Below are 22,972 nucleotides of genomic sequence, written 5' to 3'. Positions count from 1 at the left end.
GGCCTGAGTTTCGAGCTGCAGGGCAAGCCGGTGCGGGACATCGTCAACACCACCTTCGTGCTCAATGGCGAAAAGCACCACTACTTCAACCAGCGAGAATTCTGGCAGCGCTTCAACTGGCCGGGTCGCGGCGATCACCCGGGGGTGATGCTGACCTGGACCAGCGTCAAGGCCAGCGAACGCCTGTACGGCGACTTCGCCGGTACCTGGGGCCTGATCCGTTTATTGGAAAAAGCCAAGGTCACCACTTTGGACGACGGCGACAGCCGCTACCGCGTGGAAATCACCGCCCCCGACGGCCTCAACCTGACTTGGCATCTGCGCACCGAGCTGGGTGCGGGGCCGTTGGCGTTGCTCAAGCTGAGGGGCTTCAAGTTGCCCAGGCAGATTTTTATAGGCGCGGATGATAAGGCGTCATACGCACAAAACGGAGGATTCGAATGAGCCTGCGCAGTTTGATCGAGCTGTGCCTGGGTGAGCGTGATGCGCTGTCCCTGGCGCGGCACCAGGCAGCGGACTGGGAGCCTTGGCTGTTGCCTATCCAGGCAGATAATCCGGTGGGTGAGGACCCTGGCTATGACGACGACTTTCAGTACCTGCGCGAGGAGGTCAACAAGCTGTCCGGGGCGGATGCAGATCAGGTGATCCGGTTATCGGAGAAGTTGCTCAAGCACCGCTGCAAGGACTTGCGCGTAGTCACCTACTACCTGTGGGCGCGCTTGCACAAGGACGGTGAGGCGGGGTTGGCGGACGGTCTTGGACTTTTGGCTGCCATCATGGAGCGCTATGCCGCCGACGTGCTGCCAGTACGGCCCAATACGCGCAGGGTAGCTCTGGAGTGGTTGGCCAGCAGCAAGGTGCTGGACGCTCTGTTGTTGTATCCGCAGGTGATCAAGAGTGAGGCCGAGCGTACGGTGGCAGCGCTGGCCTGGCTGGAGCAGGGGCTTGAAGCCTGGCCCAAGGAGCAGCGCCCGGCACTGGGCACATTGTATGGCGCGCTATCCAGTCGACTGGCCAGAGGCGGCGGTGTCGATACCGTTGTACCGCAGCACAGCGTCAGTCATGACGCGAGCGATCCGCTGACAGCCATTAAATCTGGACGAGACTTGCTGGAAAGTGGCCGAACCCTGGCGGTTTATTTGCGTGAACAGCCTCAGGGCTGGCTTGCGGCTCATCGTTTGTTGAAAAGCCTGCGCTGGGACACGGTACACCAGACACCGTTACAGGACACCAACGGTAATACGCACCTGACGCCTCCGCGCGTCGATAGCCGGTCACAGCTCAAGCGCTTGTACCTGCAACAGAGCTGGAGCGAACTGCTCGATCAGATTGAACGCATGTACGCCGAAGGTGTGAATCATTTCTGGCTGGATTTGCAGTGGTATGCGTATCAGGCACTGAGCAAACAGCCGGCCCCTCAAGACAGCTGGGCCGATATCGTCAAGCGTGATCTGGGGATGTTCCTGGAGCGACTGCCGAGCCTGGAGACCTTGCGCTGGAGCGATGGCAGCCCTTTCGCCGACGAAACCACCCGTGAATGGATTGCCCAACACGTCAGCGGCAATCGCCCTCAACAATGGTTGCCTGCGCCAACTGCAGCCCCGTCCAGCACCGATATCGAGATCCTTTCACTGGAAAGCGAAGCCCTGGCTCAGGCCGACAGCGACGGAGTAGAGGCGGCCCTGGCCTGGCTGGCTGCTCGCCCTGATGTACCGAGCGGGCGGCAACGCTGGTTGCTACGCCTGCTTATGGCACGGGTGGCCGAGCAGTTCGGCAAAAGCGAACTGGCCATGCACCTGCTGGCCGAGCTGGATGCCACGGCCCAGCGCCAGGCCCTTGCCGACTGGGAGCCGGAGCTGATTTTCGAGGTCAAGGCTCGTCTGCTCAAACTGTTACGCCTCAAGGCGCAGCGTAACGATACGGACAAGACCGTTCTGGGCCAGCGCATGGAGATGCTGCTGGCGGCACTCGTGGCTATTGATCCGGTACGTGCCGCAGTGCTGTGCGGCTGAATATTTTTCATCAGGAGTTTTTTATGAGTATGGACAATCTGACACTGCGTTATTTCGATGCCGAAATGCGTTATCTGCGCGAAGCTGGAAAGGAGTTCGCTGAAGCATTTCCGGACCGCGCGGCGCAACTCAACCTCGACAAAACCGGGGCTCAGGACCCTTATGTCGAGCGATTGTTCGAGGGCTTTGCCTTCTTGATGGGACGGCTGCGGGAGAAGCTCGACGACGATCTTCCGGAGTTGACCGAAGGCTTGGTCAGCCTGCTATGGCCCCATTACTTGCGCACCATTCCATCGCTGTCAGTCATCGAACTGACACCTGATTTCAAGGAGATGAAGGAGAGTGAGCGCCTGCCTACGGGTTTTCAAGTCCTGTCGCAACCTATCGGGCAACAGCGCACGCGTTGCCGCTACACCACTACTCAGGACCTGGTGCTACAGCCACTGGCCCTGGAGTCGCTACACGTGGGCCACGAGCCGGACGGACGATCGCGGCTGTGCCTGCGTTTTGCCTGCAGTGCGTTGGCAGACTGGACTCGGGTTGATTTAAGCGCGCTGCCGCTGTACCTCAACGCCGATGCCCCGTTGGCCAGTGCCTTGCACCGTGCCCTGACCCTCAATGCTCAGAAGATGTATTACCGCTTGCCCGAAGACACGGGGCGTTATGTGCTCGATGGCCGCTTCTCGGTGAAGGGCTTTGCCGACGAAGACCGGCTCTGGCCCAAGGGCGACAGCGCCTTCAGTGGTTATCAACTGCTTCTGGAGTACTTCACTTTCCGCGAAAAATTCATGTTTGTGACCCTACGGGGGCTGGAGCAGCTAAGCATCACGTCAGAAATACCCTGGTTCGAAATTGAAGTGGTGCTGAGTGAGTCATGGCCCCATGAGTTTGCAGTGAGCGCCGAAAATATTCGCCTGCATAGCGTTCCGGTGATCAACCTGTTCCCCTTCGAGGGGGATCCCATGACCTTGGACCCATTGCAAACTGATTACCTGCTGCGCCCCATGCGCTTGCAGGACGGTCATACCGAGATTTATTCAGTGGACGAGGTTACGGGGTCCAAGGATTCCGGGCGGCAGGATTATGTGCCGTTTACCAGCTTCCGCCATAAGGGCGGGATGCTGCGTGATGAAGCGCCCGAACGGTATTTTCACACCCGTATGAAGCGCGGTGTGAATGGCATGCATGACACCTGGCTGATACTCGGTGGAGAGGGTTTCGACAAAGACAGGCTCGGCGAAAACAACAGTCTGTCGCTGCGCTTGACGGGCACCAACGGCCAACTGCCGCGTAAGGCGTTGCAAAGCACGCTGCTCGATACGCCAGCGCAATCGACTCAGACAAGCTTGCGGGTGCGCAATCTGTGTGCGCCGACGCTGCCGTGCTATCCGCCAAATCAGGATCGCTTTCATTGGCGTGTACTCAGTCATCTGGGCTCGAACTTCTTGCCGATGCTCGACAGCGCCGAGGTCCTGCGCGGCACTCTGGCGCTGTATGACTGGACGGGCAGTGAGCTGAATCGACGTCGTCTGGAGGCTATCGTCGAGGTCAACCATTTCCTGCTTGAGCGTTTCGAGAAAGGCTTCCTGCTGCGGGGCGTGGATATCCAGGTCACGCTGGATTGCAATGGTTTCTGCGGCGAGGGTGATATCTGTCTGTTCGGCGAAATGCTCAGTCGCTTCTTTGCCTTGTACGCCGACATTCACCTGTTCAACCAACTCACTTTGATCCTGCAACCAGATGGGAAGCGCCTGCAATGGAAAGAGAATCACAGCCAGCGAATTCCCGGTTGATGGTCGATGACTTGCTGGAAGCACTTAAGGGGCAGGTAGCTCAAACAAATCTGTTTCGCTTCTGCCAGATGCTGGAGCAGGCCATGCCTGAAAATCCGCCATTGGGCAGTACCTTGAATCCGGCGGATGACCCGGTGCGTTTTCGTCCCGATCCTGGGATGGGCTTTCCGGCCAGCGAACTGAAGGCGATCGAAATTGCGGAGGATCAACCAGGTCGCCCGGCAACGGTGCGTACCAGGCTGCTCGGTTTGTACGGCGTCGACTCACCCTTGCCGACAGCCTATCTGGATGACATTGCTCAGCGCCGGGAAGGGCATGAAGCATTGGAGGCCTTCCTCGATATCTTCAACCATCGAATATTCACCCAGTTCTACCGGATCTGGCGCAAGTACTCCTATCCGGCGACGTTCGCCGCTGGCGGCACGGACGCGACCTCGCAATGCCTGTTGGGGCTGATAGGCCTCGGAATCCCTGGCACAGCAGAGAAGATAGCTACACCGATGTCGCGCTTCCTGGCGTTGCTCAGCGTGATGCGTCTGCCGACTCGCAACGCCGAAGGAATCATGGCTTTGGTCAAACTGCTGGCACCCAATACTCAAGTTCGAGCGACTGGGCATTGGCCTTTGAAAATTCCCCTGACGCACCCTGCCAGCCTGTCTGCGAGCCATCCGGTGAGTTTGTCCCGGGGCACGCCGCTGGGCAGCGTAGGGCTCGACGCCAATAGCCAGTTACACCTGGCGTTATTCACTCAGGACCGCGGCGAAGCCAGTAACTGGCTGCCGGGTGCCCAGTTGTACCTGGACTTGCTGGTGCTGTTGCGGGTGTATCTGGGCTGGCGCTGCACCGCCAGGTTGCAGCTGTCTTTGCCTGTCAGCAGCCTGCCGGAGCCTAGGCTGGGCCAGGCGCCGGTCATGCTTGGTATGACCGCCGTGCTCGGGCTGGGTGATTCGCGTCAAGGCGCGGTAAACGAGACCATTACGATCAATCTGGGCCGCTATCAAGGCCTGCAAAAAGAACTTTCAAGACCGGAAGATACACCATGTCAAATATCGTTTTCAGAGCATTAAAGGCGGCAGCGTTTGGCATGCTGCTCAGTGGTTGTGGGCTGACCCAGACGGTGACGGACGGCACTGCATCCACCGCCAAAGCAATTTTCTACAAACAGATAAAAACCTTGCACCTGGACCTTAGCGGCCGTACCTCAACCAACACCGATGAGCTCGACATGCGTGCCTTGTCGGTACCGACGCTGGTACGCGTCTATCAGCTGCGCAATAGCAAGCTGATGGATAAAGCCACTTACGAAAGCCTTCTGAACGATGACGGCAATGCGCTCGGTGACAGCCTGCTGGACATGCGGACCACAGTGATCAAGCCAGGGGAGGGCGCACAGCTGAGCGTCCCTATGGACAAGGACGCGCAGTTCATTGTGGTCGTGGCCTTGCTGCGCGAGCCGGATATCCAGTCCAACACCTGGCGCCTGACCTTGACTCGCGATGACCTCGACCCGGATCGCGCCCGCGTGATCGAACTGGGCGATAACCGCTTGACCCTGCGCCCGCTGGTCAAGGAGTAGTGCATGCCCGATCTCAACCCATCGCTCTACGAAACCCTGTTGCAGAACTTCAATGGCGAACTGGAGTTGCATCAGATTGATGAGCAGGACCAGTACACCTTATCGGTGCTGGACAATATGCAACGCATCCTCAATAGCCGCGAAGGTACGCTCACTCATCTGCCCGATTACGGTCTGCCAGCCATGAGCGGCATCCTGCAGGGCCTGCCCGCAAGCGCCCATGCGCTGATGACAACCATGCGCCAGACCCTGCTCAAATACGAGCCACGCCTGGCGGCGCTGGATATCGACTTGTTGCCGCAGGTGATGCCGGGGCATCTGGAGTACGCCGTCGACGTACAACTCAAGAGTGGTCAGAAGGTGATGTTCGGTACCAGCCTGAGCCCCGAGGGCAAAGTATTGGTCCGTCACCTGAAACAGCAAAACTACCTGCCCAAGCCAGGAAACCAATGATGACCGATGTCGCGAGGTTGTTCGAGATGCGTGTGCGCGTAGGTGGCGATCCGCGCGGTTTCAGTGAGTTCAAGACGCTGAGCGAGGAGTTGGCAAAGTTGAATCATCCGGCTTGTCCGGATATCGACTGGGTCAAGGTGGAGCAGCTCTGCCTGGCGCTGTTCAGCAAGAATGGCGCGGAGTTGCAGAGCGTGGCTGCCTACACATTGGCTCGCAGTCATCTTCATGGCCTGGAAGGCATGACGCAAAGCGTCATGATGATCGAAGCGTTGGTTGGCGAATGGTCGAGCCTGTGGCCCGCAGCAGCGTCGGAGCGCCTGGATTGTCTGGCCTGGTTATTTGCGCAACTACAGCCTCTGCTGCGAGGCCTGGAGGTCCACGCCTGGAATCTGTCAGTGCTTGCTCATCTGAGTACCGGGCTTGAGCGATTGAGCGGGCAGTTGGCGCGCCAGATCCAGGAACCGTTGCTGATGCTTGAGGTTGTGCGTCAGCAACTGGCCAGTCTGATTCAGCGCCAAGAGCAACCCTTGGGCCTGATACAGAGTGCGCGGCCCATATTGCGAGGCCCTGAACCTGCCCTTGTTGCCCCCATTATCATCCTGCCTGCTGCGCCGCCGCCCGAAGCGTTCCGGCCAAGAAAACGGAAAATCGCTGTATGGCTTGGCGCAACGGTAGCCACAATATTGCTGGCAGGCGGGGTTGCCTGGTGGGGATGGCTGGCGGATAGCGACGGCCACGAAATATCTCGTCAGACGGGCCTGCTCCAGCGCCAGCATCTGTCTGCTGAGCCTGTGCAACTGGGCAGCCTGCACCTGTTCACCCCCGGCAGCGCCGAGATCAAGCCCGATTCGACCCGGTTGCTGATCAATACCCTGGCCGAAATCAAGGCCCGGCCGAACAACCTGATTGTCATCACCGGGCATAGCGACACCACGGGAGATACCGCACAGAATCTGCATCTGTCACAAGCCCGGGCGATGGTGGTACGGGACTGGATGCAACGCATGGGTGAAATTGAGGAGCGCTGTTTTGCCGTCCAAGGGGTTGCCGATAGCCAGCCTGTCGCCAGTAATGAAACTGAAGCAGGGCGAGCTGCCAACCGTCGTATCGATATCCGCCTGATGCCGCACGCCGCTTGTTAATGTCGGCCTTGCCATTTTGGTAAGCGGTTATGATTTTTTCGCCGCTGCTTCGTCACCAGAGTTGTCCACGAAAACCTTGAGTATCTCTGTGGATAACTCTCTGAATGCCACGCTTTTCATGGTTTTTACCCGGTTGATCAAAAAATGATCAATTGCGTTTTCTGATTTGAAAGTATTGATTGTCAACGAGTTTTTTCAACTAAAAATGCATGATCTACAGCATGCCGGAGGCATGATGGCGATTTGATCGGCTTCCATAGTTGTGGATAGCTGCGTGTAGACTGGTGGGCGATTTCAGGGTAAGCCGGTCGGCCGGTCCCGTTACTTTCTTGCAAGGCGTGTCTATGGATCTGCGTCAACTCGAAGCCTTTGCCGCGGTGATGTCGGCAGGCAGTGTCACTGCGGCGGGGAAAATGCTCGGCCGTTCGCAACCCTCGGTCACGAGGGTGATCCAGGAGCTGGAGCAGGAACTGGGCTTTGCCCTGTTCGAGCGCAGCGGGCCCAAGGTTACGCCGACGCAGAAGGCCTTTGCCATGTATGCCGAGGTGGAGAGCGCGCTGCTGGGCATTCGCAATATTCGCCAGCGCGCCCAGCACCTGGCTCAGGACGAGAATCGCCAGATCAAGCTGGTGGCCATTACGGCCCTGGCTACCGGGTTGTTGCCCCTTGCCTTGTCGCGACTGCCCGCCGGGTTGCGCCCGCAGCAGATCCAGTTACAGAGCATGACTCCGGAAAACGTGGTGCAGGCCGTGTTATCCAAGACCATGGATCTGGGTGCCGTCAGCCTGCCCACCGAACATCGCGGCCTGGATATCCACTGGATCGGCGAGGCGCCTTGCGTGGCGGTGCTGGCTGCCGACTCACCCCTGGCCGAACACGCGGTGCTGCCCATGGAGTTACTGGCCCGGCAGGATCTGGTGACCATGTCCAATCCGTTCCGCTTCCGCCGCCGCATCGACAAGGCGTTCCACGATCTTGGCCTGCAGGCGCCGAACATGTTCGATACCAACACCTCGTTGATTGCCATGCAGATGGCGCGTGTCGGCCTCGGGGTAGCGATGGTCGATCCTTTCACGGCAACGGGCGTTCCCTTGGAGGGCGTGGTGGTGCGGCCGATTGCCTGCAACATCCCGTTCTTCTTTGGCTTGATCTCGGCCTTCGCCCATCCGTTGTCGGAAGTGACCCAGGCGCTGATTCAGGAGCTGGCAATCTCCGCCAAGGAGCTGCTGCCGAACATGATCATGCATCCGCCCGGTGATCATGATGCGTTGTTGCAGAGCATCTACGCTGAATAAGCCCCATCCCTTGATTAGCATTAGCTGCATAACGGTGCGCGCCTGAAAGCAGGCGCGACTGTGCTTATTACAAGAAGTTCTATCAATATGCATTTATGGAAGTTGTCGGAATAAAAAACACCTTTTAGTATTCATTTTTCGCATTCATGGCCTTTATGAATTCATTTATTTGGGTTTTGGAGCGTTTTTTGAATAAAGATCGGGGCCATTCCCTGATCGCCATTCCGAGTACCTGCCCATGTCTGACCTTAACGCCCCCATTGGCCTCGCTGCACTGGAACAACGCCTGCGCCAGGACCTGGAGTGGCTGGAGCTGCCCGCCAATCCGTGGGTCAAGCCGCGTTTGAGTGATGGCCAGGCAACGCTGGATGTGGCGATTATCGGTGGCGGCATGGCCGGGTTGGCGTTGTCCGCAGAGTTACGCAACCTTGGGGTGAGCGCGAGTATTTTTGATCAGGCGCCGGCCGGTTTCGAAGGCCCGTGGGCGACGACGGCGCGCATGGAAACCCTGCGTTCGCCCAAGCAACTGACCGGTCCGGCGCTGGGGCTGCCAGCGCTGACTTTTCAGGCGTGGTTCAAGGCACAGTTCGGTCAGGCGCAATGGGCTGCCCTTGACAAGATCCCGCGCCTGCAATGGGCCGACTACCTGCGCTGGTATCGTCAGGTGTTGAACCTGGACGTACACAACGACACCCGGGTCAGCCGGGTTCAGCCACGGGCCGATGGTCTGGTCGAGCTGGATCTGGTTCAGGACGGGCAGACCCGTACCGTGCTGGCCCGTCATGTCGTGCTGGCCACCGGCCGTGATGGCCTGGGTGGGCCCTGGGTGCCGGAGTTTGCCAAAGACCTGCCCTACGAGCTTTGGGCGCATTCGGCGGACGGCCTGCAGGATGAGTGGTTTGTCGGCAAGCGCGTCGGCGTTATCGGTGGCGGGGCCTCGGCCATGGACAGTGCTGCGACTGCTCTGGAGGCCGGTGCCGCGCGGGTTGATCTGTTGGTTCGCCGCGCCGACCTGCCACGGGTGAACAAGGGCAAGGGCGCCGGCAATCCTGGCATGACCCACGGTTACTGGCGCCTGCCGGATGCCTGGAAGTGGCGCATCCGTCGCTATCTCAATGCGCAGCAGGTGCCGCCGCCGCGAGGCAGTACCCAACGTGTGTCGCGTGCAGCGAATTCGCGTTTCCTGCTCAACAGTCCGATTGTCTCGGCGAGCCTCGATCCGGCCGGCGCCATTGTGCTGAATACGCCCAATGCCAGGCTGGAGTACGATTTTCTGGTCTTCGCCACAGGCTTTCGTACAGACTTCGCCTTGCGCCCGGAATTCGCCAGCTTTGCCCGGCATATCCAGACCTGGAGCGCTCGCTTCACCCCGCCTGCCGATGAGTTCGACGCCGAGCTGGCCGAGCTGCCGGACCTGGGCACCTGTTTCGAATTTCAGGAGAAAACTCCCGGCGCCTGCCCGGGTATCGGCAAGATCCACTGCTTCAACTACCCGGCGGCCTTGAGCTATGGCGCCGTCTCGGGAGATATCCCGGCCATCAGCGAAGGCGCCAAGCGCCTGGCCCACGGCCTGACCGGGCAATTGTTCAACGAGGACATCGAGCAGCATTTCATCGCCATGCAGAACTATGCCGAGCCGGAGCTGCTGGGTGATGAGTGGGTGGTGGCCCAGCCTACGCGCGAAGAGTTGCGCGGATGATCGGTTGGGCGGTACGGCGCATCAGCCAGTCGTTGCTGGTGGTGCTGGTCATGACCCTGGTGGTGTTCGTCGGCCTTAACGCCATCGGCAACCCCATGGATATTCTGGTCGGCGAAGACCTCAACCAGGCCGAGCGCTTGCAGGCCATCGCCCATCTGGGCCTGGACAAACCGCTGTGGCAGCAGTATCTGCTGTTCGTACAAGGCGCGCTGCACGGTAATCTCGGCCAGAGCTTCGTCTATCACGAAGACGCCATGCGCCTGATCATGCAGCGTTTGCCGGCCACCTTCGAGCTGGCGTTCAGTGCCATGTTGCTGGCGGTCGTCCTTGGCGTGCCCCTGGGCATGTTTGCCGGCAGTTACCCGGACCATCCGCTGTCGCGCCTGCTGATGGCGGGCAGCATTGTCGGCTTCTCCCTGCCGGCGTTCTGGGTGGCGCTGATGATGATCATGCTGTTCTCCATCAAGCTCGGCTGGCTGCCTGCCAGTGGGCGCGGCGATACCCGTGAGTTGTTCGGTATCCAATGGTCGTTCCTGACCCTGGATGGCCTGCAGCATTTGCTGCTGCCCGCACTCAATCTGGCGCTGTTCAAGTTTTCCCTGGTGCTGCGCCTGACCCGTGCCGGTGTGCGCGAAGTACTGCCGCAGGAATACGTGCGCTTTGCCCGGGCCAAGGGCCTGACGCCTGCGCGGGTGATGCTGATGCATGTGATGCGCAACAGCATGATTCCCCTGGTCACGGTACTGGCCATGGAGCTGGGTTCGACCATCGCCTATGCGGTGGTGACCGAGAGCATTTTTGCCTGGCCCGGTGCCGGCAAGCTGATTCTGGACAGCATCAACACCCTGGACCGTCCGGTGGTGGTGGCTTATCTGATGGTGGTCGTGGTGATTTTCGTGGTGCTCAATCTGATCGTCGACAGCCTCTATTACCTGCTCGACCCCCGTGTGCGTGTGGAGGCGAGCCGATGAGCGCTGTCGAAACCGTCCCGCTCAAGGCGCAGTCGCCATGGCGCCGGGTGGTCAATGAGTTCAGTCGCTCGCCGGTGGCCGTGGGTGGTCTGGCGCTGTTAGTGCTGATTATCCTGCTGGCCTTGCTGGCGCCGTGGATCGTCGCGCAGAACCCCTACGACCTGATGCAGCTCAACGTCCTCGACGCACGCCTGGCGCCGGGCAGCCCGAATATGGACGCCGGTTACACCTATTGGCTCGGCACTGATGGCCAGGGCCGTGACCTGTTGTCGGCGATTATCTACGGGCTGCGCATCAGCCTGTGGGTCGGCATCGGTTCGGCGCTGATTGCAGCGGTGATCGGCACCTTGCTGGGGCTGCTGTCGGCCTACGCGGGTGGCTGGGTCGATGCGTTGATTATGCGTCTGGTGGACTTGCTGTTGTCCTTCCCGGTGATCCTCATGGCCCTGATGATCCTCGCTTGGCTGGGCAAAGGCGTGGGCAATGTGATGCTGACCCTGGTGGTGCTGGAGTGGGCGTATTACGCCCGCACCGCCCGTGGCCAGGCACTGACCGAGAGCCGTCGTGAGTACGTCGATGCGGCGCGGGGGCAGGGCATTGGTCCGTGGCGCATCGTGGTCGGGCATATTCTGCCCAACTGTCTGCCGCCGCTGATTGTCATCGGTGCCTTGCAGATCGCCCGGGCCATCACCCTGGAAGCGACTTTGTCCTTCCTTGGCCTTGGCGTGCCGATCACCGAGCCGTCCCTGGGTCTGCTGATCGCCAATGGCTTCCAGTACATGCTCAGCAATGAATACTGGATCAGCGTGTTCCCGGGATTGGCGCTGCTGCTGACCATTGTCGCCATCAATCTGGTGGGCGATCGCCTGCGTGATGTCCTGAACCCGAGGTTGCAGCGATGAGCCAGCCGACCCTTGAGGTGCGCAATCTGTGCACGTCGTTTTATACCCATGCCGGCGTGCTGCCGGCGGTGCGCGGGGTGTCCCTGCGCCTGCAACCGGGGCGTATCCTCGGGCTGGTTGGCGAGTCCGGTTCGGGCAAGTCGGTGACTGGCTTTTCCATTCTCGGTCTGGTCGATGAGCCGGGGCGCATCAGCGGCGGTGAAGTGCTGTTTCAGGGCCGTGATCTGACGAAACTGGCGCCGGGTCAATTGCGCGAGTTGCAGGGCAATCGCATCGCCATGGTCTTTCAGGACCCGATGATGACCCTCAACCCGGTGCTGCGTGTCGATACGCAAATGATCGAGGCCGTGCGCGCTCATTCATCCATGAGCAAACGCGAAGCCCGCGAGCATGCCAGCCGAACCCTGGGCCTGGTCGGTATTGCCAGCCCCGACGAGCGCCTGCGTTCCTACCCGCACCAGCTGTCCGGTGGCATGCGCCAGCGTGTGGCGATTGCCATTGCCTTGCTGCATGCGCCGGACCTGATCATTGCTGATGAGCCGACCACCGCTCTGGACGTGACCATACAGGCGCAGATCCTCAGTGAAGTGCAGAAGCTGGTGCGCCAGCAAGGCACCTCGCTGATCTGGATCACCCACGACCTGTCCGTCGTGGCCGGGCTGGCCGACGATATTGCGGTGATGTATGCCGGGCAGATCGTCGAGCAGGGCAGCGTCGATGAGGTTCTCGACCGCCCGCAACATCCTTACACCCAAGGCCTGATCGACAGTCTGCCGAGCCGCAATAAACGCGGACAACGCTTGCGGCAGATTCCCGGCATGGCCCCGAATCTGTTGGCAATGCCGGTGGGGTGCGCCTTCGCCGCCCGTTGCAGCCGGGCTTCGCAGATGTGTGCGCAAGAGCCGCAGATGCAGGAAATCCAACCCGGCCGACTGGTCCGTTGTTTTCATCCGGGAGCTGCCGATGCGCGCTGATCACTCGAGTCCTATCGTCGAGCTGCAAAAGGTCAGCAAGACCTTCGGCAAGGCGGCTGACAACACTGCGGCGCAACGGCTTTTGCAGCGCCTGCATCTGGCCCGGCCAAAGCCTGTGACCCATGCCGTCGACCGTGTCGATCTGCGCATTCAGCGCGGTGAAGTGGTGGGGCTGGTGGGGGAGTCCGGTTGCGGCAAGTCGACCCTCGGGCGCATGGTCGCCGGGCTATTGCCAGTGTCGTCCGGCACGGCGTCGGTCAATGGCAAGCCCCTCGACAGCCTCAGTATTGCCGAGCGCCAGGCCGTGCGTCTGCAGATCCAGATGATCTTCCAGGACCCGTCCGCCAGTCTCAATCCGCGCCTGCGCGTTGACCGTATCGTCGGCGAAGGCGCCTTGCTGCATGGCCTGACCGACAAGGCTGGCTTCGACGATTACGTCAGTGCCCAGCTGCAACGCGCCGGGCTCAGCCCGCAGTTACGCCAGCGCTATCCGCATCAGTTCAGCGGCGGCCAGCGCCAGCGCATCGGCATCGCCCGGGCCTTGGCCGTGCAGCCGCAACTGCTGGTCTGCGATGAGTCAGTGGCGGCGCTGGATGTGTCGATTCAGGCGCAGATTCTCAATCTGTTCATGGACCTGCGCGACGAACTGGGCCTGACCTATCTGTTCATCAGCCATGACCTGGGCGTGGTCGAGCACCTCTGCGACCGTGTGGTGGTGATGTACCTGGGGCGCGTGGTGGAAAGCGCCGCGGTCGATGATCTGTTCGCCCGCGCCAATCATCCCTATACCCAGGCGCTGCTGGCGCAGATTCCACGTTTCGATGTTCGCAGTACCCGTTATGACGCGATCCAAGGGGAAATCCCCAGCCCGCTGAACCCGCCTGCCGGGTGTCATTTTCATCCCCGCTGCCCGCATGCCACGGCGCGCTGCCGCGAGGAGGTTCCAACGCTCCGGGAGGTTGCACCCAACCACCTGAGCGCCTGCCACCTCAACGACTAACCCAGAGCGGGCGTGCAGCCCGTCATGCCATTGCGTGCAAGGAACGACCCATGAAACCTGTATTTGTACGATCGCTGTTGGCCTCGGCCCTGATCCTCGCGGCCGGTACCGCAGCCGCGCAAGACCTGCGCATCGCCTTCGCCGATCCGATTTCCTCCCTGGACCCGCAGCTGAATAACTATGCCGGTGACCGCTCGGTGGCCATCCATGCCTTCGAATCCCTGGTCAACCGTCACGATGACCGCACGCTGCCGGGCCTGATCAAAAGCTGGAAAGTGCTGGACGACAAGACCTGGCAGTTCGACCTGCGCGAGGACGTCAAATGGCAGGACGGCGTGCCACTGACCGCCGATGACTTCGTGTTCTCCTTCGAACGCGCGCGCAGCGTGCCGGGCAGCGTTGCCTCCTACGCCGGCGCGTTGCGCACCGTCGAATCGGCCCAGGCCAAGGATGCCCACACCCTGATCGTCAAGACCCGTGCACCAAACGCCAACCTGCTGCCGGACATCGACTCGATCTACATCGTCAGCCGCCACGTCGGCGCCACCGCCAGCAGCGCCGACTACAACTCGGGCAAGGCCATGGTCGGTACTGGCGCCTATCGCTTCGTTTCCTATGTGCCGGGCGACCGCACGATATTCGAGCGCAACAATGACTACTGGGGCGCCAAGGCGACCTGGGACAAGGTCGATTACCGCTTCGTGCCCAATGCCTCCAGCCGTACCGCCGCGTTGCTGGCCGGTGATGTCGACGTGATCGACAAGGTCTCGCCGACTGACGTGGAGCGTTTGCGCAAGAGCCCGAACGTCAGCGTGTTTGCCTATCAGGGACTGCGCGCGTTGCTGATTCAGCCTAGCTTCCGCGAAGGCCCCAACGAGTTCATTCGTGACAACGCCGGCAAGCCGCTGGCCGAAAACCCGCTGCGTGACCTGCGCGTACGCGAGGCGTTGTCCCTGGCAATCAATCGCCAGGCCATCGACGAGCGCATCATGCAAGGCACGGTGACCGAGGCCAATCAGTGGATGCCGGCCAACACCTTTGGCTACAACCCGGCCATCAAGAACATTCCCTATGACCCGAAAAAGGCCAAGGAACTGCTGGCTGAAGCGGGCTTTCCTGACGGTTTCCAGCTGACAGTGCACGTACCGGGTGACCGTTACCCGCAGGCGCCGGAAGCGATGCAGGCGGTGGCGCAGTTCTGGTCGCGGATCGGCGTCAAGGTGCAGCTGGAAGTGCTGCCGTGGGCGGTCTATGCAGGCAAGGCAAACAAGAACGAACTGGCGGTCAGCGTGATTGCCTGGGGCAACGGCACCGGTGAAGCGGCCTATGCCCTGACCAATATCCTCAGCACTGTGGACAGCGCCAAAGGACAGGGCGCCTCGAACTGGGGTCACTACAGCAACCCGCTGGTGGACCAGGCCCTGGCGCAATCCACCGCCGAGTTCGATGAGGAAAAACGTCGGGCCATCCTGCAGGAGTCGGTCAAGGTGGTCAGCGAGGACGTCGGCATCATCCCGCTGTTCCATTACCAGAACATCTGGGCTGCGCGCAAAGGCCTGAAAGTCCAGCCGCTGGTCAGCGACCGCACTACGGCGAGCATGGTTACCGTGCAGCCTTGATGCATTTTTGTGGGAGCGAATTTATTCGCGAAATCGGTATTTCAGTTGCCGCAAAGGTAGTGGATGTACTGGCCTCTTCGCGAATGAATTCGCTCCCACAGGTTCTTTTACAGGATTTGATATGAGCACCGATCTGATCGACAACCTGCTGGGGCTTGCTGCCCCGGCCCCTTTGCACAGCGTGCGCCATGCCCGGGACAAGGTCTTGGCCGCGACCCAGGGCAGCCATGAGCTGTTCTTCGCCGAGGATTTGCCAGGCGACCTGACCCTGGTCGAGCGCCTGGCGGTGGCGTTGTATGCTGCCAGCCTGACCCCGCAAACAGCCCTGGCCGGGCACTACCTGCAACAGTTGCAAGAGCGGGGTTTCGCCCCGCACGTGTTGGCGACTATTCAAAACGACAGCCTTCAGGACCTGGCCGATCCGCGCCTGCAGGCGATTCTGGGTTTTACCCGGACCCTGATTCTGTCGCCGGTCGAGGGTGATCAGAGCGCCCTCAAGCTATTACAGGATGCTGGCCTGGCGACTACGGAAATCGTCGTACTGGCCCAGTTGATCGCTTATCTGTCCTATCAGACGCGCCTGCTTGCCGGGCTCAGCGCATTGCAAGGAGCCCAGTCATGAGCGAGCCGATTCGCAGCAACGGTTTCACCAGTGAAGAGTTGGGCTGGAAGGCCTGGCTGCCGAAGGTCGATCTGGCCAATGCCACGCCGGAGCAGATTGCCGTGCTGGAAGAGAGCCATCCCAAGGCCAAGGTCTCGGACTACTACCTGACCCTGGCCCATCAGCCGGATATCCTGCGTCAGCGCTCCCTGGCCTTCAACGCCATCATGTACGCCCCCGGCGGGTTGTCCCGTGCCGAGCGCGAGCTGGCGAGCACTGTAGTTTCACGCATCAACCGCTGCGTGTACTGCGCCTCGGTGCACGCCCAGCGCTTCGAGCAACTGGCCAAGCGCAATGACGTCATCGCCGACGTCTTCGCCGATCCCCACACGGCAGGCACCACGGCGCGGGAAAAGGCCATCGTGCAGTTCTCCATCGACCTGACCCTCAACCCTGCCGAGGTCGGCCCTGAGCAGATCAAGCCATTGCGCGAGCAGGGCCTGAGCGATGCAGAAGTGCTCGACTTGATTCACGCCATCTCGATCTTTGCCTGGGCCAACCGGCTGATGCTGAATCTGGGTGAGCCGGTGTTTGCTGAGTAGATGAATTTCTGATCAGGCATTGAGAGAGCGATTCTGTGGGAGATCCCTCCCCCTCTGCAACGCCGCGCTGTCACGCAGCAAACACTAACCGAGGCAGGGAGAAAATCTTGTGGGAGCGAATTCATTCACGAAGAGGCCGGTACATTCGACACACCCTCATCACCTGGAACACCCCCTTCGCGAATGAATTCGCTCCCACAGTTCGCTCCCACCAAGTTCACGATCACCAAAAGGTCGTGGCAGGCGCCGTCAGCTTCTGCCCGATCAGGGTAATTGCCCGCTGCACATCTTCGGCCTGGGTATAGCGTCCCAGGCTCAAGCGCAGGCTGCTCGACGCCTGCGCCGGGCTCAGGCCCAGCGCCAGCAGCACGTGAGAGGGCGCATTGCTCGCCGAGTTGCAGGCCGAGGTGGTGGAGAAAGCCAGGTCATTGGCCAGGCTCATGGCGTTGAAGCCGGGGCTGTCGATGCACAGGTTCAGAGTGTGAGGGATGCGTTGTTCGGGGCAGCCGTTGAGGCTGACGCCGGGCAATTGCAGCAGGCCGTCACGCAGTTGCCGGGACAGCTGGCCTATGCGTTGGCTTTCCTCGTGCATCTCGGCGCTGGCCAGGGCAAAGGCTGCGCCCATGCCGACGATCTGGTGGGTCGCCAGGGTGCCGGAACGCAGGCCCTGCTCATGCCCACCACCGTGGATCTGCGCCGCCAGCAAAGGCCGCGCCCGCTCGTTGAAATACAGCGCGCCGATGCCTTTCGGGCCGTAGGTCTTGTGCGCCGAGAACGACATCAAATCCACCGCCAGCTCGCTCAGATTGATCGCCACCTTGCCAGTGCCCTGGGCGGCATCGACATGGAAGATTGCGCCGTGCTCGCGGACGATCTGGCCGATGCTGGCGATATCAGTGGTGGTGCCGATTTCGTTATTGACCAGCATCAGCGACACCAGAAGGGTCTCCGGGCGCAATGCCTGACGCACGGCCTCTGGCTGAATCAAGCCGTCGTTGCCCGGTTGCAGCCAGGTCACCGGGTGGCCGGCCTGTTCCAGCTGGCGCACGGTATCGATCACCGCCTTGTGTTCCAGGACGCTGGTGATGATGTGGCCGGCAGGATTGCTCGCGGCCAGGCCCTTGATGGCGAGGTTGTTGGATTCGGTGGCGCCGGAGGTCCAGACCAGGGCGTCGGCGGCGCAACCCACCAGCTCGGCGACCTGGCGGCGAGCCAGTTCGACGGAGGTGCGGGCCTGATTGCCAAAACTGTGTGAGCTGGAGGCCGGGTTGCCGAAGATGCCTTCACGGCCAAGGCAGGCGACCATCAGCGGGATGATGCGGTCATCGACCGGGGTGGTGGCGGCGTAATCGAAGTAACAAGGAGTGGTGGTCATGGTCAGGGGCCTGGGCTAGCGGTAATGGCAAAAAGATTACTAGCGTAGGGCTGAAAAAAAATTGATATCTCGACGGCGTATCGATGTTTTTATCGAATTTAATTCTATTAAACTGTTGTTAAATGGAATTTAATTTCATATTGGCCCAATGCCCGTTGATCTTCATCGCCATAACCCTGAAACCGCCGTATTTTTACCCTCCGGAGCGCCCCCGTGGATAAGTTTGATCAAGCCATCCTCAGCATCCTGCAGGCCGACTGCACCCGGCCCATCGCCGAGATCGCCGACGCCATTGGCCTGGGCAGTACCGCCTGCTGGCGGCGGGTGCAGAAGCTCGAAGAACAGGGGATCATTCGCCAGCGCGTGGCCTTGCTCGACCCGCGACAGTTGAATGTGGCAGTGACGGTCTTCGCGGCGATTCGTACCAACCAGCACAACGCCGACTGGCTGGGGCGTTTCCATGCCTTGATCGATACCTTGCCCGAAGTAGTGGCCTGTTACCGCATGGCCGGGGATACCGATTACCTGCTGCGCATCGTGGTGCCGGATATCGCCGGGTACGATTCGGTGTACAAGCGCTTGATTGAACTGGCGGGGATTACTGATATCAGCTCCAGCTTTGCCATGGAACAGATCAAGTCCACCACGGCGTTGCCGTTGGACTACACGTGATCGCAAAGACAGGAGCGTTGGAGCGAGGCTTGTCCGCGAATTGGGCGATGTGGGCCATCAGGCATACCGCGTTCAATCGTTCGCGGGCAAGCCTCGCTCCAACGGACAGACTCAAAATTTGTAATTGACCCCCAGGGTCAACGACCGCTGCGGTGCCGGCTGGCGGCCCCAGGGGCTGGTGTCGATGCCGCGGAAGTAATACTCGCGGTTGAACAGGTTGCTGATCCCCGCCGAGGTGGTCAGCACGCTCTTGTCCTGCAACTTGAACTCACGCTCCAGGGCGGTATTCCACAGCCAGTACGCGGGCAGTTTGCCCACCGAAGCGCTAGCGTCTTCGGCGCCGCTATTGGCGGCATCGGTGTAGGCGCTGCTGACATACAGGCCATCGAGGCTGTAGGTCCAGTGCTCGGCAAAGCGGTAGCGGCCCTCGACATTCAGCTGGTTGCGCGAGGCGAATGGCACTTCGTTACCCTTGAAGTCGCCATTGCGCTGTTTGGCGTCGAGGTAGGCGTAGCTGGCGTGCAGGTCGAGATTGCGCATCGCTTGCGGGGTCCAGAACACTTCAGTCTCGATGCCCTGATGGCGGGTGCTGCCCAGGTTCACATAGCGGTCGGTGGTGGCGTTGTAGACGATCTGGTCATCGAAATCGATGCGGTACAGGCCAAGGTCCACGCGCATGCCGTCCCATGGGGTGTAGCGCACGCCAGTCTCGTAGTTCCAGGCCAGTTCAGCGCCCACCGAGCCTTCCTTGACGATTTGCGTGACCTGCGGCGGACGCAGTGATTTCTGTGCGTTGGCGTAGACATACCATGCGTCAGTGGCCTGATAGCCGACGGTCAGGCCGGGCAGCCATTCTTCGGACTTGTTCTGGTTCTGGAAACCGGTGATGCCGTCGTTGTAGTCCATGCGTGCGTTTTCATAACGTACGCCGGGGGTGATGGTCAGCTTGTGGTCGAGCAGGCCGATGGCGTTGCTCAGATAAAAAGCCTTGGCGTCGTCGTCGAATTTCCAGTTACGGAAGGGCGCAGTCACACCGCTGGTCAGGCTCTGGCGATCGACTTTGTAGTCGATATCCTCGCTGACATAGCGCGCACCCAGCAGCCAGGTCTGGCTGACCTCATCGCCATCAATGCTCATGCTCAGGCGCGGTTCGCTGCCCCAGACGCGGAAGTCCCGTGGCCCATCCTGCTTGGTCGCCGCCTTGCCATCCGGGGTGAAGGGCAGGCCGACGACGAAGTTGCGGTAGCTCTTGTGGGCGAAGTTGGTCCAGCTGAACTCCACCGAATCGAACGGCCCCATGGCGCCGAGGCGCTGGGTGTAGGTGCCCCAGACGCGGTCAGTGTCACCTTCGAAGCGGTCGATGGGGCGCGTCGATTGCCGTGGGTCGTGCTTGTAGTCCTTGACGCTGAGGGCGCCGGCCAGGTCCATGTCGGCCTTGTAATGCTGGACGCCGAAACTCAGATCGCGGTCGTCATCGATATTCCACTGGCCGCGCAAGCGGTAGTTCTGGATATCGGTGTCGGAGTGTTCGCGCCCGGCTTCGCCGGTGATGGTATTGAGGTCCAGCTGCAGGCCGAAATTATCGGTCAGGTAGCCGCCGGTGCCGACGTAGGAATCCCATAGTTGTCGGCCGCCGGCATTGAAGGTGGTGCGCTCCTGCAGGGTGGTTTGCAGCTCGCGGGGGATCGGCTTGCTGATGAAATTGATCACCCCGCCGACGTTGTTCGGGCCGTACTGCACGGCGGCGCCACCGCGGACGATATCGACCCGGTCCACCGTGGCCATGGTCACCGGGAACAGCGACAGGCCGGTCTGGCCATAGGGCGCCAGGGCCAGGGGGATGCCATCGGAAAGCGCCTGGATGCGTCCGCTGCGGCTCTCATAGAGACCGCGCACGGCAATCTGCGGCAGGGCGCCGGTGCCGGTTTCATCGAAGATCTTCACCCCAGGTACGTGTTGCAGGGCTTCGTCGACGCCACGGGTACTGGCTTTCTGCAAGTCGCCGGCATCGATCACGCTGCGGCTGCCGGAGTAGCTGAGAACCTCGGGATTACTGGCGTTACCCAGTACATCACCACGGATGACCATGGGCGCGATATCGGTAGGGCCGATCACGGCAGCGGGCGTTATCGGCGTCGATGCCGAAGCCGTTCCGGCCGGGACGATGATAAAGGTGTGCTCATCCCGGGCCTGGGGCTGCAGACCGCTGTGGTCGAGCAGGCGGTAGAGGGCTTCCTGCGCGGTAAAGCTGCCTTTGAGCGCCGGGGCGCTCTTGCCGCTGGTGATATCGCTGGCGAAGATGATCTGCACCGACGATTGCCGGGCCAGTGCGTTGAGGGCCTTGTCCAGCGGGCTGCCGGGCAGGTCGATGGCGACCCGCTCCTGAGCTTGCACCAGGCCGGACAACGCAAGCAGCAGGCTGCTGGCAAGCAGGGACAACGGCAAGCGCCGACGGCTGAGGCGCAAAGGCTGTTTCATGTAAGGCACTTCCTTGAATAACGTGGGCTATGTACAGACAGCCGTCACGAAGCCCGCGTAACCCTACCTGGTTGCGCGATTATTTTTTCAAGGCGGTATTTTTGCGCCGTACATGCAGGGTGCCGTCAGCGTCGCTATTCAGGCTCAGGGGCAGAATGCTCGGCAGCAGAGCGAGCAGGTTTTCCACGTTGCTGCTGTCGAAAGTGCCGCTGATCGGTAGGCTGTTCAGGCTCGGGTCATCCAGGCGGATCGGTGCCTGGCGATAGCGCTGGATCACCGCCAGCGCTTCGCCCAGGGGCGTGCGTTCGAAGACCAGGCGGTTGTCTTTCCAGGCCAGCACCGCCTCGACATCCACTGTCGAAGGCGTGAGTAGATGACCCTGGCTGGCCTCGAGTTGCTGGCCGGGAATCAGTTGCTGTGGCGCCTCGTCGGGCAGAGTCGAGCTGACACTGACTTTGCCCCTGGCCAGGGTCACGCGCACGCTATCGTCAAGATGGCGCACGCCAAACAGGGTGCCGAGAACCTTGATCCGGGTTGTTGCGGCCTCGACTTCGAATGGCCGCAGTACCGTGCGTGAGACATCGAACAACGCCTGGCCGCTGTGCAGCACAACCCGTCGCGAACGCACATGCCACTCGACGTCGACGCGGGTATTGCTGTCCAGGGTCAGGCGGCTGCCGTCGGCCAGTGGGCTGCTGAGGTGTTGGCCGATGGCCGTGCTGTAGGTTTCGCTGCGATAGGCCGGGTCAAGCCAGGCCAGTCCGACGCCGAGCAAAATCAGCAACGCCGCCGCGCCTTTGGCCTTGCGCGGTTTTCGGGGCTTGGGTGTGGGCAGGGGGAAGCGCTTGCGCAGCTCTTCGCGATGGCGCAACAGGGCTTCGTCTTCCCGGGACAGCGGCTGCTCTGGAGCAGGCGTCGGACTCATGGCTGCGTCTCCAGACGTGCAAGGTAGTCACGGCAGGCGGCCATGCCCAGACGCAGATGTTTTTCCACGGTCTTGAGTGACACACCCAATTGCGTGGCGACTTCGGCCTGAGGTATCTCGTGGACCTTGTGCATGACGAAAACCATCTGGCAGCGCGTCGGCAACTGAGCGATGGCCTGGGCCAGGTGTTCCAGTTCCCGGGTGGCTTCGCAATAGCGCTGTGGTGAAGGGCTTTCACAGATCGTGTCCGGCAGCTCCGGCAGGGTAACGATCCACGACTGTCGACGTTTTTCACTGCGATAACGACTCACGGCCTGGTCATGGGAAATCTTGTGCAGCAGGGCCAGGGGCGTGTGCACGCCGTCCTTATCGCGTTTTTCCAGCAGTTGCACGCAGACGTCGTGCACCACTTCATGGGCAAAACCGCGGTCACCAAAACGCCGACGCACACGATCCACCAGCTCGTCATAGTGACGAACCAGGGTGTTGAGCAGGGATGGCTTGACGGGATCGAACGGCACAGTGAACTCGAAACGGGCTGAAACATTGCTGAATATAAATGAGAAGTCTTTTCATTCATAGCCTTCTGCCATTTCATCCAGCTGTAATCACTGTTTCCCCCTGCGTTGCCCGAGTGACCGGTGGGTCATGGCTAAACGCTTGAATTCACGGGAAAGTTGTCCACGTAAACCGGGGGTATGTCTGTGGATAACTCGAGGTATGCCAGTCAATGGGCGGTCTGGAGGTGAGTGATCAAAAAATGATCAGATATTTCGCGATGCTTCAGATGGAGGAGATTACGGTGGGAGCCGCCTTGGTGGCGATCGAGTGCGAAGCGCTCGCAATAGCTTGGCTGACTGATCCGACGCCATCGCCAGCAAGC

The 22,972-nt window shown here is 60.7% G+C and carries 20 protein-coding genes and 1 pseudogene; 17 read left to right on the top strand and 4 right to left on the bottom strand.

Features of this window, described 5'->3' with window-relative positions:
* The 16 genes and pseudogenes from M2401_RS29630 to M2401_RS29555 form a co-directional block, all read left to right on the top strand.
* Nucleotides 1–444, top strand: a 444-nt coding sequence (locus M2401_RS29630) for a type VI secretion IcmF C-terminal domain-containing protein (RefSeq protein ID WP_310504162.1), incomplete at its 5' end; no start/stop codon positions are given.
* Complete coding sequence (gene tssA / locus M2401_RS29625) at nt 441–2,012, top strand: type VI secretion system protein TssA (protein WP_259109325.1); 1,572 nt, start codon at nt 441–443, stop codon at nt 2,010–2,012. The genes M2401_RS29630 and tssA, both read left to right, overlap by 4 nt.
* 23 nt (nt 2,013–2,035) lie before the next feature.
* Nucleotides 2,036–3,805, top strand: coding sequence for a type VI secretion system baseplate subunit TssF (gene tssF / locus M2401_RS29620; protein WP_259109323.1), 1,770 nt, complete (start codon nt 2,036–2,038; stop codon nt 3,803–3,805).
* Nucleotides 3,769–4,861: pseudogene (gene tssG, locus M2401_RS29615) on the top strand (type VI secretion system baseplate subunit TssG); the annotation flags it as partial. The gene tssF and the pseudogene tssG, both read left to right, overlap by 37 nt.
* On the top strand, nt 4,845–5,381 hold the full coding sequence (gene tssJ / locus M2401_RS29610; RefSeq protein ID WP_259109321.1) for a type VI secretion system lipoprotein TssJ: 537 nt from the start codon (nt 4,845–4,847) through the stop codon (nt 5,379–5,381). The pseudogene tssG and the gene tssJ, both read left to right, overlap by 17 nt.
* 3 nt (nt 5,382–5,384) lie before the next feature.
* On the top strand, nt 5,385–5,834 hold the full coding sequence (tssE, locus tag M2401_RS29605; RefSeq protein WP_259109319.1) for a type VI secretion system baseplate subunit TssE: 450 nt from the start codon (nt 5,385–5,387) through the stop codon (nt 5,832–5,834).
* Nucleotides 5,834–6,976 (top strand): OmpA family protein, encoded by a 1,143-nt coding sequence (locus M2401_RS29600; protein WP_259109317.1) that lies wholly within the window; start codon nt 5,834–5,836, stop codon nt 6,974–6,976. The genes tssE and M2401_RS29600 overlap by 1 nt, the downstream gene beginning before the upstream one ends.
* Nucleotides 6,977–7,320: 344 nt before the next feature.
* Nucleotides 7,321–8,271, top strand: coding sequence for a LysR family transcriptional regulator (locus M2401_RS29595; protein ID WP_259109315.1), 951 nt, complete (start codon nt 7,321–7,323; stop codon nt 8,269–8,271).
* Between the two features lie 238 nt (nt 8,272–8,509).
* A complete protein-coding gene (locus tag M2401_RS29590; RefSeq protein WP_259109313.1) occupies nt 8,510–9,970 on the top strand; it encodes a SidA/IucD/PvdA family monooxygenase in 1,461 nt (486 codons plus the stop codon).
* A complete protein-coding gene (locus M2401_RS29585; protein ID WP_259109312.1) occupies nt 9,967–10,941 on the top strand; it encodes an ABC transporter permease in 975 nt (324 codons plus the stop codon). The genes M2401_RS29590 and M2401_RS29585 overlap by 4 nt, the downstream gene beginning before the upstream one ends.
* Nucleotides 10,938–11,843 carry an ABC transporter permease gene (locus tag M2401_RS29580; protein ID WP_259109310.1) on the top strand — a complete coding sequence of 302 codons (906 nt, stop codon included), beginning with the start codon at nt 10,938–10,940 and terminating at the stop codon, nt 11,841–11,843. The genes M2401_RS29585 and M2401_RS29580 overlap by 4 nt, the downstream gene beginning before the upstream one ends.
* Nucleotides 11,840–12,817 carry an ABC transporter ATP-binding protein gene (locus M2401_RS29575; protein ID WP_259109308.1) on the top strand — a complete coding sequence of 326 codons (978 nt, stop codon included), beginning with the start codon at nt 11,840–11,842 and terminating at the stop codon, nt 12,815–12,817. Before M2401_RS29580 ends, M2401_RS29575 begins: the two co-directional genes overlap by 4 nt.
* Nucleotides 12,807–13,817: an ABC transporter ATP-binding protein gene (locus tag M2401_RS29570; RefSeq protein ID WP_259109306.1), complete on the top strand. Its 1,011-nt coding sequence runs from the start codon at nt 12,807–12,809 to the stop codon at nt 13,815–13,817. Before M2401_RS29575 ends, M2401_RS29570 begins: the two co-directional genes overlap by 11 nt.
* 50 nt (nt 13,818–13,867) lie before the next feature.
* Complete coding sequence (locus tag M2401_RS29565) at nt 13,868–15,436, top strand: ABC transporter substrate-binding protein (protein ID WP_259109304.1); 1,569 nt, start codon at nt 13,868–13,870, stop codon at nt 15,434–15,436.
* Between the two features lie 121 nt (nt 15,437–15,557).
* The gene (locus M2401_RS29560) at nt 15,558–16,058 is read left to right on the top strand and encodes a CMD domain-containing protein (RefSeq protein ID WP_259109302.1); all 501 of its coding nucleotides are present in this window, start codon (nt 15,558–15,560) and stop codon (nt 16,056–16,058) included.
* Nucleotides 16,055–16,639, top strand: coding sequence for a peroxidase-related enzyme (locus M2401_RS29555; protein WP_259109300.1), 585 nt, complete (start codon nt 16,055–16,057; stop codon nt 16,637–16,639). Before M2401_RS29560 ends, M2401_RS29555 begins: the two co-directional genes overlap by 4 nt.
* A 223-nt stretch (nt 16,640–16,862) precedes the next feature.
* On the opposite strand, the gene M2401_RS29550 is transcribed toward M2401_RS29555, so the two are convergent.
* The gene (locus M2401_RS29550; protein ID WP_259109298.1) at nt 16,863–18,014 is read right to left on the bottom strand and encodes an aminotransferase class V-fold PLP-dependent enzyme; all 1,152 of its coding nucleotides are present in this window, start codon (nt 18,012–18,014) and stop codon (nt 16,863–16,865) included.
* A 213-nt stretch (nt 18,015–18,227) separates the two neighbouring features.
* On the opposite strand from M2401_RS29550, the gene M2401_RS29545 reads away from it, so the two are divergent.
* Complete coding sequence (locus M2401_RS29545; protein WP_259109296.1) at nt 18,228–18,686, top strand: Lrp/AsnC family transcriptional regulator; 459 nt, start codon at nt 18,228–18,230, stop codon at nt 18,684–18,686.
* 111 nt (nt 18,687–18,797) lie between these two features.
* Here the strand turns inward: M2401_RS29545 and M2401_RS29540 are convergent, their stop codons facing one another.
* The 3 genes from M2401_RS29540 to M2401_RS29530 form a co-directional block, all read right to left on the bottom strand.
* Complete coding sequence (locus tag M2401_RS29540; protein ID WP_259109294.1) at nt 18,798–21,164, bottom strand: TonB-dependent receptor; 2,367 nt, start codon at nt 21,162–21,164, stop codon at nt 18,798–18,800.
* Nucleotides 21,165–21,243: 79 nt separating this feature from the next.
* Nucleotides 21,244–22,089, bottom strand: a complete 846-nt coding sequence (locus tag M2401_RS29535; protein ID WP_259109292.1) for a FecR family protein — start codon at nt 22,087–22,089, stop codon at nt 21,244–21,246.
* Nucleotides 22,086–22,610 carry an RNA polymerase sigma factor gene (locus M2401_RS29530; protein WP_259109291.1) on the bottom strand — a complete coding sequence of 175 codons (525 nt, stop codon included), beginning with the start codon at nt 22,608–22,610 and terminating at the stop codon, nt 22,086–22,088. Before M2401_RS29530 ends, M2401_RS29535 begins: the two co-directional genes overlap by 4 nt.
* Nucleotides 22,611–22,972: the final 362 nt, after the last annotated feature.

Origin of the sequence: Pseudomonas sp. JUb42 (genome assembly GCF_024807945.1) — a bacterium.
GTDB lineage: Bacteria > Pseudomonadota > Gammaproteobacteria > Pseudomonadales > Pseudomonadaceae > Aquipseudomonas.
Note: the sequence above shows the minus strand (reverse complement) of the source record. Positions and strands in the feature narration are given on the sequence as shown.

Excerpts from the sequence above, each read along its gene's own strand:
- tssA (WP_259109325.1), top strand. The coding sequence starts at position 441 with ATGAGCCTGCGCAGTTTGATCGAGCTGTGCCTGGGTGAGCGTGATGCG.
- tssF (WP_259109323.1), top strand. The coding sequence starts at position 2,036 with ATGAGTATGGACAATCTGACACTGCGTTATTTCGATGCCGAAATGCGT.
- tssJ (WP_259109321.1), top strand. The coding sequence starts at position 4,845 with ATGTCAAATATCGTTTTCAGAGCATTAAAGGCGGCAGCGTTTGGCATG.
- tssE (WP_259109319.1), top strand. The coding sequence starts at position 5,385 with ATGCCCGATCTCAACCCATCGCTCTACGAAACCCTGTTGCAGAACTTC.
- M2401_RS29600 (WP_259109317.1), top strand. The coding sequence starts at position 5,834 with ATGACCGATGTCGCGAGGTTGTTCGAGATGCGTGTGCGCGTAGGTGGC.
- M2401_RS29595 (WP_259109315.1), top strand. The coding sequence starts at position 7,321 with ATGGATCTGCGTCAACTCGAAGCCTTTGCCGCGGTGATGTCGGCAGGC.
- M2401_RS29590 (WP_259109313.1), top strand. The coding sequence starts at position 8,510 with ATGTCTGACCTTAACGCCCCCATTGGCCTCGCTGCACTGGAACAACGC.
- M2401_RS29585 (WP_259109312.1), top strand. The coding sequence starts at position 9,967 with ATGATCGGTTGGGCGGTACGGCGCATCAGCCAGTCGTTGCTGGTGGTG.
- M2401_RS29580 (WP_259109310.1), top strand. The coding sequence starts at position 10,938 with ATGAGCGCTGTCGAAACCGTCCCGCTCAAGGCGCAGTCGCCATGGCGC.
- M2401_RS29575 (WP_259109308.1), top strand. The coding sequence starts at position 11,840 with ATGAGCCAGCCGACCCTTGAGGTGCGCAATCTGTGCACGTCGTTTTAT.
- M2401_RS29570 (WP_259109306.1), top strand. The coding sequence starts at position 12,807 with ATGCGCGCTGATCACTCGAGTCCTATCGTCGAGCTGCAAAAGGTCAGC.
- M2401_RS29565 (WP_259109304.1), top strand. The coding sequence starts at position 13,868 with ATGAAACCTGTATTTGTACGATCGCTGTTGGCCTCGGCCCTGATCCTC.
- M2401_RS29560 (WP_259109302.1), top strand. The coding sequence starts at position 15,558 with ATGAGCACCGATCTGATCGACAACCTGCTGGGGCTTGCTGCCCCGGCC.
- M2401_RS29555 (WP_259109300.1), top strand. The coding sequence starts at position 16,055 with ATGAGCGAGCCGATTCGCAGCAACGGTTTCACCAGTGAAGAGTTGGGC.
- M2401_RS29550 (WP_259109298.1), bottom strand. The coding sequence starts at position 18,014 with ATGACCACCACTCCTTGTTACTTCGATTACGCCGCCACCACCCCGGTC.
- M2401_RS29540 (WP_259109294.1), bottom strand. The coding sequence starts at position 21,164 with ATGAAACAGCCTTTGCGCCTCAGCCGTCGGCGCTTGCCGTTGTCCCTG.
- M2401_RS29535 (WP_259109292.1), bottom strand. The coding sequence starts at position 22,089 with ATGAGTCCGACGCCTGCTCCAGAGCAGCCGCTGTCCCGGGAAGACGAA.